The following is a 12,172-nucleotide window of genomic DNA, read 5'->3' as shown; positions in this document are numbered from 1 at the left end:
CGCGACCATGATCGGCGAAATCGATATCTTCGGCGTGTTCGTGCCGGCCCCGCTCGTGCTGATGCTGATCGCTTACCTGATCAACATCGTCGTGCGCGCGGTGCTCGAGCGCGTCGGCTTCTACCGCCTCGTCTGGCACCGTTCGATCTTCGACCTCGGCATCTACGTGTTCGTGCTGGCCGCCGTCGTGATCGTGTCCCACCAACTCGTGGCTACCTAACGTGAAAAAAACCTGGCTCTCGGCAGGGCAAGTCCTGCTCACCCTGATCGTCGTCGTCGTGGCCGGCCTCGTGCTGTGGCGCATCATCAACTACTACATGTTCTCGCCGTGGACGCGCGACGGGCACGTGCGCGCCGACGTGATCCAGGTCGCGCCGGACGTGGCTGGCCTCATCACGTCGGTGCAGGTCGCCGACAACCAGGAAGTCAAGCGCGGCCAGGTGCTGTTCGTGATCGACCAGGCGCGCTACGCGCTCGCGGAACGGCTCGCCGAAGCGACGCTCGCGCAGCGCCGCGCGACGCTGGCGCAGGCGAAACGCGAATACGCGCGCAACGTGCAACTCGGCAACCTGGTCGCGAGCGAACAGGTCGAGGAAAGCCGCACGCGCGTCGAGCAGGGCGAAGCCAGCGTCGCCGATGCGCAGGTGTCGCTCGATACCGCGAAACTGAACCTGCAGCGCACGACGATCGTCAGTCCCGTGGATGGCTACCTGAACGACCGCGCCCCGCGCGTCGGCGAATACGTGCCGGCCGGCCGCGCGGTGCTGTCGGTCGTCGACCGCAACTCGTTCCGCGTCGACGGCTACTTCGAGGAAACCAAGCTGCGCGGCATCCATATCGGCCAGCCGGTCGACATCATCGTGATGGGCGAACCGCATGCGCTGCGCGGTCACGTGCAGAGCATCGTCGCCGCGATCGAGGATCGCGACCGCACGCAGGGCGCGAACCTGCTGCCGAACGTGAACCCGGCGTTCAGCTGGGTGCGGCTCGCGCAGCGCGTGCCGGTGCGCGTCGTGCTCGACGAGGTGCCGGACGATTTCCGGATGATCGCGGGCCGCACCGCGACCGTGTCGATGCGCGACGCCGACGCGCGCCGCAACGACAATGCAAAACCGGCCGCAGCCAGCGCCGCGTCGGCGGCCCCGACTGCGTCCGGTACGGCCGCGAGCGCCGTGGGAGCATCGCAATGAAGCGGCACGGTCTGCGCGTCGCGGCGACGCTCGCCCCGCTTGCGCTCGCCCTCGGTGCGTGCAAGTCGGTCGGCCCCGACTACACGTTGCCGCAACAGGCGTACGTCAATGCGCCGCTCGCGAACCATGCGCTCGACGACGCGAACGGCACGCTGGTGTCGCGCGACGCGGTGCCCGGCAACTGGTGGCAACTGTACGACGACCCGGTACTCGACGGGCTCGTGCGCGATGCGCTGAAATCGAACACCGACCTGCGCGTCGCCGCGGCCAATCTCGCCCGCTCGCGCGCGGCGCTGGTGGTCGCGAACGAACAGGGCGGCTTCTCGGGCAGCGCGGAAGCGGCCGTGCAGCGCGCCCAGGAATCGGCCGAGCAATACCTGCTCGAAAACAAGCTGCCGATCGTCAACGAAGGCATGGTCGGTATCAACGTGTCGTACGAGCTCGACCTGTTCGGCAAGCTGCGGCGCGGCGTCCAAGCCGCGCGGGCGGACAGCGAGGCCGTCAAGGCGGCCGGCGACCTGGCGCGCATCACGGTCGTGGCCGACGTCGTGCGCGCGTACGTCGAAGCGTGCTCGGCCGGCGACGAACTCGCGATCGCGAAGCAGTCGCTCGCGCTGCAGAAGCAGCGCGTCGCGCTGTCGCAGCGGCTGCGTGATGCCGGGCGCGGCAACCAGACCGACGTGACACGCGGCGTGACGCAGGTGCGCACGCTCGCCGCCGACATTCCGCGCTTCGAAGGCCGCCGCAAGATCGCGCAGTACCAGCTCGCCGCGCTGCTCGCACGCGCGCCGGCCGACCTGCCGAAAGCCGCCGCCGAATGCGAGCGTCTGCCGAAGCTGCGTCGGCCGATTCCGATCGGCGACGGCGCCGCGCTGCTGCGCCGCCGTCCCGACGTACGCGAAGCCGAGCGGCAGCTCGCCGCCGCGACCGCGCGGATCGGCGTGGCGACCGCCGCGCTGTACCCGTCGGTCAGCATCGGTGCGTCGGCCGGCTCGGTCGGCGTCGCCGCCGACCTGTTTTCGTCCACCACGAATCGCTGGTCGTTCGGCCCGCTGATCAGCTGGTCGTTCCCCGTCAATGGCCAGCGTGCGCGCGTGCGCGAAGCCGAGGCCGCGACGGGCGGCGCACTCGCGCACTTCGACGGCGTCGTGCTGAATGCGCTGCGCGAAACGCAGTCGAGCCTCGCGACCTATGCGGCCGACGTGCAGCGCACGGATGCGCTGCGCACGGCCTACGAATCGGCCCGCAGTTCCGCTGCCGAAACGCATCGTCTCTATGCGGCCGGCCGCGAATCGTTCATCTCCGATCTCGACGCGACGCGCACGTTGACGAGCGTGCAGGCACAGGTCGCGGCGGCTGAGGGCCAGGTCGCGGCCGACCAGGTGCGGCTCTTCCTCGCGCTCGGCGGCGGTTGGGACGGCGACGGCGCGACGGCCGCGACAGCCGCGGCGGACGCCGGCTCCCCCGTCGCGGCACCCGCGATTGGCGCGTCAGCACCGTAGCGTCATCGCCGTCGGCACGAAACGCGTGCATGACGCAACGCGCCATGACGGCGAGCGCTCCTGATTCGCGCCATGGCATCCGCGTTGACGGTACACTGGCCGATGCATTTCCATTCATCTGCCACCGCGGCCGCCCAGGCCGCGGCATCCACCCGGAGAGTCATCATGCGAACCAGCGCCCGCAACCAATTCGCCGGCCAGATCGGCGCCGTCAAACCCGGTGCCGTCAACGACGAAATCACGCTGCGCACGCAGGACGGCCTCGAGATCGTCGCCGTGATCACCCACGGCAGCGCCGCGTCGCTGGGCCTCGCGGCCGGCACGAAGGCGTTCGCGCTCGTCAAGGCGTCCTCGGTCATCGTGATGGTCGACGTCGACGGCAGCAAGGTGTCGGCTCGCAACTGCGTCGCGGGTACCGTCGCGTCGGTCGCGAAGGGCGCGGTCAATTCGGAGGTCGTGATCAAGGCCGCGGGCGGCGCGGAGATCGTCGCGATCGTCACCAATGACAGCGTCGATCGTCTCGGTCTCGCGAGCGGCACCGCCGCATCCGCGATCTTCAAGGCATCGAGCGTGATCGTCGGCGTCGAGTGATCGCGTGACGGATGCGATGGCGCTTCATCGTGCGCCGCGTATGAGTGCGGCCGGGTTCTCGTCCGGAGGTTGACGATGACCGCCTCGACCGATCACACGCATGAACGGGTGTTGCATTCGTTGCAATCCGCCGCGACCAACGCCGACGTGCCCGACGCGCAGTTGTTCGGCGCACTCGTTGCGGCACGCGCGGGTCGCAACGAGCTCTCGCTGCTGGGCTTGTCTCCCGGCCAGTTCGCCGGCCTGCTGGCCCGGCAGTTTCCGCATCTGCGATCGGTCGATACCGCCGCACTGGTGCCGACGGCCGCGCCGCCACCGTTGCCGGCCGCCCACTCGGCATTCGTCGCGACGCTGCACGCACGGCTGATGGATGACGCCAATCCGGCCGTCGCCCGCGACGACGCAGACTGCCTCGCCTCGATCGTCGCGCATGCGTGCCTGCGCCCCGATCATCTGTGGCGCGACCTCGGGCTCGATGGGCGCGACGCGGTATCCGCGATGCTCGAGCGCTTTTTCCCCGCGCTCGCCGCGCGCAACGTCGCTCATCTGCGCTGGAAGAAATTCCTTGCGCAGGAAGTGGCCGCATCGCTCGGCATGCCGCCCGGGCCCGCACCCGGCTGCCTGGGCTGCGAGGATTTCGGTTTCTGCTTTCCTCGAGCGTGATGGTCGTCGCGGCGACGTGCGTGCCGATGTCTGTTTCGTCGCATCGTCAGCCAGAACGTGTCGTTACGCGACTTCGGCGCCACGTCCCGCTTCCACGAAACTCGCGGATCGCCGATATTTCACGCAACAACGACCGCATGTTCGGCAAACGCGCAGACCGGTTGCCGGAGCGTGTTCCGCCCCCTCCGCACGATCCAGCGACGAACGGCTTCCAGTGCGCGAAGCCGGTACATGCGTCCGCGACATGCCTGCAATCCGCATTCCGGGGCCGACGATCGGCTGTCTGCGTTTCCCATAAACGGTCACCTTGGAATGTGCAGCGCTCATCGCTGACGACACGATCAGTGTCGATGCCTGTGATGAATGTCCGGAAAATGTGCGTGGCTGTGCGTGATCGGCAGATGCACGTGCGGATGCGTGTGCGGTTCGTCGCCGTCATACGGAAAGTCGTGCGCGTGCTGGTGATGGTCGTCGTGCCGATGCCGATGCGTATGCTCGAGCCGCTCGTGCGCATGCGTGTGTTCGTGCCGTTCGCGCACGTGCAGCCAGATGCCGAGCGCCATCAGCGCGGCCGCGATCCAGAACGTCGCGGGTGGCAGCGCGGGCCAGATCAGCAGCGACAGTACGACCCCGAACAGCGGGGCGATCGAAAAGTACGCGCCGGTGCGCGCGCTGCCGAGATGGCGCAGCGCGACCACGAACAGCACGAGGCTGATCCCGTAGCCGCCGAGCCCCGTCAGCATCGCCGCGGCCGTGACCGGTATCGCAGGTAGCGTCGCGCCGGTTGCCAGCGCGACGCCGATGTTCACGGGCCCCGCGATCAGCCCTTTCACGCACGCGATCACCATCGCGTCGTTCGCGGCGACCTTGCGGGTCAGGTTGTTGTCGATCGCCCAGCACAAGCATGCGCCGACGATCAGCAGCGCTCCGACCGGCACGCCGGCGCGGCCCGGCGTCCACGACAACAGCGTGCCGCCGGCGACGATCGCCACCATGCCGAGGAATACCTGCGTATCCACGTTCTCGCGAAATACGACCCACGCGATCACGGCCGTCAGCACACCTTAGAGGTTGAGCAGCAACGCGCTCGTCGCCGCCGGCGTGCTCGACAGCCCGAGCATCAACAGTGCCGGGCCGGCCACGCCGCCCGCCGCGATCGCACCGGCCAGCCACGGCAGATCGGCACGCTGCAACGGCGCGGCATCCACGGCCGGTGCGCGTCGGCTGTGCCAGCCGCGCAGCAGGATCCCGATGCCGAGCCCGACACCGCTGCCGAGATAGAAAAGGCCGGCGACCATGAACGGCGAGATCGCGCCGACCAGCGCCTTGGCGAGCGGTGTCGCGGCGCCGAACAGCGCGGCGGCCGCGAGCGCGACGAAAATCGCGGAATGTCTCGGGTTCATGGTCCGGGTCGAATTGACGTTGATGAAGCCAAGCGTGGCTTTGGGTCGGGACGGGCTGACCTTACTTTTCGAAAGGCGGGTCGTATCGTGGCGCCCGGCTTGCCCGCGCCCAGTCGGGATTATCGCGCACCGTTTTGTCCGGATGGGCGGGCGGGATCGCTCGCGCGGCGATTGACGATTCCACTCGATCATTTCGTAAAACGAATCATCTGGTCGACGCGGCGAGTTAATCAGTTATGCATAGCATTGCACAATCGAAATATCATGCGCGCCGACGTCGATCGTTAGTCGTCCGGTTGCGTTGTCTGTTCGACGAGAGGGTGATGTACCGGGAGGTTCTGCGGCGGGGGAGGCAGTCCCGACCTGCCTCGGTCGAGGCAGGTCGGTCTGTCGTGTCATGCACCGCATGCGACTTGCATGCGGGTACGCGCCGTAGGGTCGGCGAGCGCCGTGCGAATTACTCGTTGCCGGCCGCTTGCTGTTCGACCTGCGGCGCGGCGTCGGTCTGGGCCTTCGCTTCCGCTTCCGCCTCGGCTTGCGCCGGTTGCGACGCGGCAGCGGTCTCGGCCTGCTGCTCGGCCTTCGGCTGCTGCGGTGCACCCTTGGCCGATTGCGCCGCACCCTTGCCGGGGCGGCGAGCCTTCAGGCGGCGCGCACGCGCCGCGTCGTCGTGCGTCACGCGCCCGACTTCGTTGCCCTGCAGGTCGACGCGCACCGCGTCTTCGACGAGGCAGGACCAGTAGCGGTTGCCGCGGCACCACGTCGACATTGCTTCGCGCAATTCGGCTTCGTTGAGGCCGACGGCCTGCGCTTCGCGTGCGAGATCGTCCCAGATGCCGACCTTGAGCGGCACTTTCGGAGCCGGATTCTTCGGGAACGCGCGCGGAAACTTCCGCTGCAGTTTGCCGATTGCGACGATGACCGGATCGACCGGCGCCGACGGCTTCGCCGAAGCAGGCTTCGCCCGGTGCTGCGGCTTCGCGCCGGCACCCGGCTTGGCGCCGCGGGACGGCTGGTCGCCGGACTTCGGCTTCGCGCCGGCGTCCGTCGGCGCTGCCGGCCGCTTCGCGTTGCGCTCCTGCTTGGCCTTCGCTGCGAGCTGCGCCCGCAATTCGGCAAGTTGTTCAAAACCCATAAATTCAATCCACCAGGAATATAAGGTGTGGTTCGTGCGGCCGTGCCGCGCGGCATAAAAGCGTCGCCGCCGCGCGTGCGGCCGGCCTGCCGCCGATGCGGAATACTACGGGGCCGCATCGCGCACGCCACTCTGTTTCAGGCACCCGGCCTCGATGCCGGACAAGACAGGAGTGGAAGTATACCGGTACGCGGGGCGGCCGGTTGACTCGCCGGTCTGCATTTGCCCGATCCGCAACGCCGAAAATGCGTCCACGCGGTCGTGTTGCGCATTATATGGATACGTTTCCGGATGTCACGCCATTCGCGGCTACTCCCCGAAATCGGGCTGGGCGGAGACTCGATACGCAATGGTCCGCGCGACGGCCGTCGAACAGCGTCGTGCCCCATCCGCGACGCGTTGCGTTGCGTGGCGTGGCTGCCCGACGCCGCGCGACACGCCCGCCCCTTGTTTGCGCCGGCATCGGTGCACGATTCGTTGCGTCCGCATCGATCGCGTCGCGGACGAAGATATCGGAAAGTGCGTAGTATGGCCGAATCGACTTCGTTGGCAGCATGTCCCGCCTGCGTTTCACCGCACGCCTGATCGATCGGACGCGATTCCGTTGCCTGCGAAAAGACCCGGTTACGAGCGATGGAGCGGATGCATGGTTTCCCAAGACGACACCCCGCACGACGACGTCACGCGCGAGGAGATTCACCATCGGCAGATCGACATGCGCGGCTATCGGCGCAGCGATGGCCTGTTCGAAGTGACGGCCTGCCTCGCGGACCGCAAGACCAGCGATTTCAAGCCACCCGGCGGCACGCGGACAGTCGCGGCGCTGACGCCGCTCCACGATCTCGGCGTGACACTGGTCTTCGACATCGACATGGTCGTGCGCGCCGTATCCACGTTCATCCGCTCGCATCCGTATGCGCAGTGTCCGGGCGGCGGCGACTCGCTGCAGGCGCTCGTCGGATTGAACATCGGCGCCGGCTGGAACAGCGAGATTCGCAAGCGCCTGCCGTCCTGCGAGACGTGCACGCACCTGAAGGAACTGCTCGGCCCGATCGCCACGACGGCCTATCAGACGATGGTCGGCATGCGGCGATCGTCGCTCGATTACCGCGACAGCGAAGGAAAGCCGCTCAAGATAGACAGCTGCTACGCATACGGCGCATCGCGCGATCTCGTGAAACGTCTTTGGCCCGAATATCACCGGCCTCCGGCGACGGCACCGGCAAAGGACAGCTAGCGCGCCGGCATTCGGTCGGTTAGGCGGTTGTGGAACGGTATCGAGCGAACAGCCGCGGATCCTGCCTTTGTCGATTCGGTCGATAGGCGCCGCCGCATCCGTCATCAGAAAACGCCCAGCGCCAACCCCGCGGCGAGCCCCGCACCCAGTTCGGCGCAGCGCGCGAGCGCGTCGCGGTCGATCGTCTTCGTCGCGAGAATACGCTCCGGCGTCTGCGCATGCGTGCAGACGATCAGGCCGGGCGCGACGTTCTTCAACCGCCATCCGGTCGCGATCCGGTCGATCTGGCGCAATGCGTTCTGTCCGTCGCTTCCCGCGCAAATCATCGCCGCATACGGACGGCCGTTCACGCGATCGAGCGCCGCGTAGTAGCAGCGATCGAAGAAATCCTTCATCAGCCCCGACATCGCCGCAAGATTCTCCGGCGTCGCGAACAGGTACGCGTCGGCGGCCAGCACGTCGTCTGCGCTCGTCGCGTCCGCGCGCTGCAGCCTGACGTCGACGCCGGGCTGCTCGCGCGCCGCACCGGCAGCCGCTTCGGCCATCTGCTGCGTGCCTCCGGTCATCGTGTGATAGACGATCAACAGCGTCTTCATGGATAGTTGCTCGCAGTCGGCTTCGGATGCGCCGGCGGTATCGTCGAATTTGGGCCGGATAGCCGATCGTTTTCCCCGGATCGGCAGGTTTCGCGCATTGCAACGATTTTGATTGGCCCGCGCATCCGGATGCTTACGGATGCACGTTCAGTCGAGCGTGCGATGCCGCGCCGTGCCGCCGTCTGGTCGCGCGTAGTACGCGAGGAACATGTCGGTCGCCGATTCCGCCACTTTCTGCTGCTCCTGCACCGTCAACGGCGGCTGGCCCATCGTGATCTGCGGCCAGAACGCGAACGCCTTCACGGCGCCATGCAATTGATGCGCGGCGAACACCGGATCGGCGACCGACAGACGACCGGCGGCCGCCGCGGCACGCACCCAGATCGCGACGTCTTCCTCACGCTCGCCGAGGCGTTCGACCATGTCGCGCGCCCGTTCCGGCGAATGGATGGCCGCGCCGATCGCGACACGCGCCAGCGCGAGAAATGCCTCGTCGTTCATCAACCGCAATTTGCGGTCGAGCAGTGCGAGCAGTTGATCGCGCAGCGGCACGTCGGCGCGATAAGTCGGCGAGTTGCCGGTCCGGGTCGCGTCCCACAATTTGTTCAGGATCGCGGCGAACAGCGTCTCCTTGCCCGGGAAGTGGTTGTAGACGGTGCGCTTCGACACGTCCGCGCGTGCCGCGATGCGATCCATGCTCGTTGCATCGTAGCCCGCCGCAAGAAATTCCTCGATCGCCGCGTCGACGATGGCCGCGCGCTTTCGATCGGTCAGACGCTGAGGGGGAGTGCTGGTATCCATTCAGAAATTTTACACCGTGCAGTTTACTTATCCCAAAGATAAACTACACTGTTTAGTGTACTTTATTCTCCGGACGGACCCACATGGCATCGCCTCTCGTTTTGATTCACCGCATTCTGGGCCTCGCGGCCGCCCGACGTGGCCGGACGCTGTCCGGCGGTTCGCCGCAGCACAACGGCGAGCGCTTTGCCAACGTCGCGCCGCGGCCCGCCGAAGGATTGGGCAAGACGCTGGGAATCGCCTGGAACATGCTGGTCAACAAGCCGCGTCATACCGTGCCCGCCGGCGCCTTGCCCGTCGATTCGCTGACCCGCGCCGAACTCGACGTGGCGCCCGATCGCAGCCTGTACCGGCTCGGCCATTCGACGCTGTTGCTGAAGTTGCGCGGCGAATTCTGGTTGACCGATCCGGTCTTTGCCGAGCGCGCATCGCCGTTTCGGCGCATCGGCCCCAAGCGCTTTCATGCGCCGCCGATCGCGCTGGAGGATCTTCCGCCGCTGCGCGGCGTGATCCTGTCGCACGATCATTATGATCACCTCGACCGCGACACGGTGCTCGCGCTTGCCGCAACCACCGGCGTGTTCGTGACGACGTTGGGCGTCGGCGATCGGCTGATCGAATGGGGTATCGACGCGAACAAGGTCCGCCAGCTCGACTGGTGGCAAAGCATGGACGTGGCCGGGCTGACGCTGACGGCTACGCCCGCCCAGCACTTTTCCGGGCGTAGCCTGTTCGACGGCAACAGTACGCTGTGGGCGTCGTGGGTGATCGTCGACGACGACCTGCGCCTCTTCTTCAGCGGCGATACAGGCTATTTCGACGGCTTTCGGGAAATCGGCGAGCGCCTCGGGCCGTTCGACGTCACGCTGATCGAAACAGGCGCCTATGATGCGCAATGGCCGTACGTGCACATGCAGCCGGAAGAAACCGTGCAGGCCCACATCGATTTGCGCGGACGCTGGCTGATCCCGATCCACAACGGCACGTTCGACCTCGCCATGCATCGCTGGCAGGAGCCGTTCGAGCGTGTCACGGCGTTGGCGCTCGTGCGCGGCATCGAGCTGTCGACACCGAGGATGGGCGAACGCCTCGATCTCGGCGCACCGCATCGCGGTGAGCGCTGGTGGCGCACGGTCGACGACCGCGCGCCAGCGCCGGCGGCGAAATCGCGACGCCGGCAGCTTTGCGCATCGCAGGCAACGAAGTAGCCCGCCAGTCGTTGCACGTGCGTTCCGGGCAGGGGGCGTGCCGCCGGCCTCCCCTGCACGTCGACGGCCTGCCTTCGACCTGATTATTCGAGTAGAGAAGTCATGCATCCGGTATCCGTCCGATACATACCCGGCCAAGGAGACGATGACGTCGCCATCGCGGCATTCGATCAGGCAGGCCATCGTTCGATCCGCCGCAGCCGTGAAAACGAGCTGCGACAGACGCTCGCGGAGCGCGTCGCGAGATGGACCGAAGGTGTCAATCAGCTCAACACGGCCATTCCCAACTTGAGCTTTCATCGAAGGGAAGCACCGACGCTGCCGATGGAATGCATGGTCGAGCCGAGCTTCGGCCTCGTCGTTCAGGGTGCGAAGCAGGTCATGCAGAGCGGGGACGCCTACATCTACGACGCCGACCGCTTTCTGATCACGTCTCTCGATCTGCCCGGTTCGACGCAGATCGTCGAGGCCCGCCCCGACAAACCGTTTCTCGGGCTGGGCCTCAAGCTCGACTTCCGCGTCATGGCCGAACTGATGATGCAAGTCGCGCCGGATCACGACGATGCGCCAGCAGGCCGCGGACTCGTCGTCGGCGACATGACCGAACCGCTGTACGACGCGCTAAACCGGTTACTCGCGCTGCTGGACGACCCGAACGCCATTCCCGTTCTCGCACCGTACGTCGAGCGGGAAATTTACTATCGGCTGCTGACGAGCGACCAGGGCGCCCGGCTGCGCCAGATTGCGTCCGCCGGCAGTCAGTGCAACCGCGTGTCACGCGCGATCCGGTGGTTGCGCGCTCACTATGACGAGTCGTTACGCGTCGATGATCTCGCGGCGCAGGTTCAGATGAGCAGCTCGACCTTCCATCACCACTTCCGTCAGCTCACCGGCATGAGTCCATTGCAGTATCAGAAATGGATACGGCTCAACGAGGCACGTCGACTGATGCTGGCGGAGCGGCTCGACGCTGCCTCGGCGGCCTTCCGGGTCGGGTATGCGAGCCCAACCCAGTTCAACCGCGAATATAGTCGGCTATTCGGTAACTCTCCGCGAAGGGATATCGATAGCCTGAGAGGTGGCGCGGACGTCGCTCTGTCGATCGTGGCGAGTTATTGATCGCGATGGGCGACGGGGGAGATGTGCTGGTTCTGACGGGATCTCCAAGGTGCGGGATGGGCTTCTCGCACGATGGGTCGAGTGGGCTCGCTCCTCTTCCGAAGACTACGTTGTACCGGCCGCGCACCGGATTTCTTCCCGCCTCCTCCAACCTTAGCTTCTTCTCGCGATGCTCTCAGATTCCATGAATCGGGTGCTCGAGAGATGCGTTGTCACGTGACAACTGGCGCTAAATATCGGCGCACGTTGCGCTGAATTGGCGCCTCGACGCCGTTCGGTTGTGCACCGATCCGCCGGCATGTCGATGTCCTCCGGAGATGCCTCATCGAGAAACGTATCGAACACTACAAATTACGTACTATCAAAAACAAATTTGCATGCCGTTGGCATCAACTTTCACGTTGGTAGGCTGAAAAAGCATACGCCCCCATTTCTGGGCGCCGCTGTCCTCTTTTCGCGTGAAACAACATGAAGAATATGGCGCAAGCCATTGCCACACAAGGATTTCCGGCAACCACCGATTTTCGGAGAATGTTTCACGACCCGCCTCGTTTAGATCGTCACATGCTTCTGGCACGTGCATTCGGCACCAATTGCGGCCTATATACGCTGCAACCTTACGCACTTTGCTACCCCCGGTGCAACGCATCGGATACCTGCCACAAAACTAACCCCCTGCCCTATCCGAGCAGTACGAGCGGCGATGCCAAGAGCAGTACGAGCGGCG

Annotated in this window: 11 protein-coding genes and 1 pseudogene; 8 read left to right on the top strand and 4 right to left on the bottom strand. The window is 66.0% G+C overall.

The genetic code is table 11. The features are described from left to right. Positions 1–7: 7 nt before the first annotated feature. The 5 genes from CFB46_RS32245 to CFB46_RS32225 all read left to right on the top strand — a co-directional run bounded on the left by CFB46_RS32245 (position 8) and on the right by CFB46_RS32225 (position 3,946). Positions 8–220 (top strand): DUF1656 domain-containing protein, encoded by a 213-nt coding sequence (locus tag CFB46_RS32245; protein ID WP_006481008.1) that lies wholly within the window; start codon positions 8–10, stop codon positions 218–220. Position 221: 1 nt separating this feature from the next. Continuing rightward, positions 222–1,190, top strand: coding sequence for an efflux RND transporter periplasmic adaptor subunit (locus tag CFB46_RS32240; protein WP_027786287.1), 969 nt, complete (start codon positions 222–224; stop codon positions 1,188–1,190). Beyond that, a complete protein-coding gene (locus CFB46_RS32235; protein ID WP_027786286.1) occupies positions 1,187–2,692 on the top strand; it encodes an efflux transporter outer membrane subunit in 1,506 nt (501 codons plus the stop codon). Before CFB46_RS32240 ends, CFB46_RS32235 begins: the two co-directional genes overlap by 4 nt. Before the next feature lie 165 nt (positions 2,693–2,857). Continuing rightward, positions 2,858–3,283 (top strand): TOBE domain-containing protein, encoded by a 426-nt coding sequence (locus CFB46_RS32230; protein ID WP_027786285.1) that lies wholly within the window; start codon positions 2,858–2,860, stop codon positions 3,281–3,283. A gap of 75 nt (positions 3,284–3,358) precedes the next feature. After that, positions 3,359–3,946, top strand: coding sequence for a nitrogen fixation protein NifQ (locus tag CFB46_RS32225; RefSeq protein ID WP_027786284.1), 588 nt, complete (start codon positions 3,359–3,361; stop codon positions 3,944–3,946). Positions 3,947–4,287: 341 nt separating this feature from the next. On the opposite strand, the pseudogene CFB46_RS32220 reads toward CFB46_RS32225, so the two are convergent. Together CFB46_RS32220 and CFB46_RS32215 are read right to left on the bottom strand one after the other, a co-directional pair. Continuing rightward, positions 4,288–5,349, bottom strand: a pseudogene (locus tag CFB46_RS32220) (DMT family transporter). Between the two features lie 457 nt (positions 5,350–5,806). Beyond that, positions 5,807–6,484: a ProQ/FinO family protein gene (locus CFB46_RS32215; protein ID WP_027786283.1), complete on the bottom strand. Its 678-nt coding sequence runs from the start codon at positions 6,482–6,484 to the stop codon at positions 5,807–5,809. Positions 6,485–7,130: 646 nt separating this feature from the next. On the opposite strand from CFB46_RS32215, the gene CFB46_RS32210 reads away from it, so the two are divergent. After that, complete coding sequence (locus CFB46_RS32210; RefSeq protein WP_027786282.1) at positions 7,131–7,721, top strand: DUF2889 domain-containing protein; 591 nt, start codon at positions 7,131–7,133, stop codon at positions 7,719–7,721. 104 nt (positions 7,722–7,825) lie between these two features. Here CFB46_RS32210 and CFB46_RS32205 read toward each other — a convergent pair whose 3' ends face one another. Next, entirely contained in the window at positions 7,826–8,317 is a 492-nt protein-coding gene (locus CFB46_RS32205; protein WP_027786281.1) for a flavodoxin family protein, read from the bottom strand. A gap of 147 nt (positions 8,318–8,464) precedes the next feature. Next, a complete protein-coding gene (locus CFB46_RS32200; RefSeq protein WP_027786280.1) occupies positions 8,465–9,118 on the bottom strand; it encodes a TetR/AcrR family transcriptional regulator in 654 nt (217 codons plus the stop codon). A gap of 83 nt (positions 9,119–9,201) precedes the next feature. Between CFB46_RS32200 and CFB46_RS32195 the strand changes: the two genes are divergently transcribed. Both CFB46_RS32195 and CFB46_RS32190 read left to right on the top strand, forming a co-directional pair. Continuing rightward, positions 9,202–10,326, top strand: a complete 1,125-nt coding sequence (locus tag CFB46_RS32195; RefSeq protein ID WP_089502454.1) for an MBL fold metallo-hydrolase — start codon at positions 9,202–9,204, stop codon at positions 10,324–10,326. A 102-nt stretch (positions 10,327–10,428) separates the two neighbouring features. Then, the gene (locus tag CFB46_RS32190) at positions 10,429–11,445 is read left to right on the top strand and encodes an AraC family transcriptional regulator (protein ID WP_027786278.1); all 1,017 of its coding nucleotides are present in this window, start codon (positions 10,429–10,431) and stop codon (positions 11,443–11,445) included. The last annotated feature ends 727 nt before the right edge of the window (positions 11,446–12,172 follow it).

It is taken from the genome of Burkholderia sp. HI2761 (assembly GCF_002223355.1).
In the GTDB taxonomy this organism is placed as follows: domain Bacteria; phylum Pseudomonadota; class Gammaproteobacteria; order Burkholderiales; family Burkholderiaceae; genus Burkholderia.
Note: the sequence above shows the minus strand (reverse complement) of the source record. Positions and strands in the feature narration are given on the sequence as shown.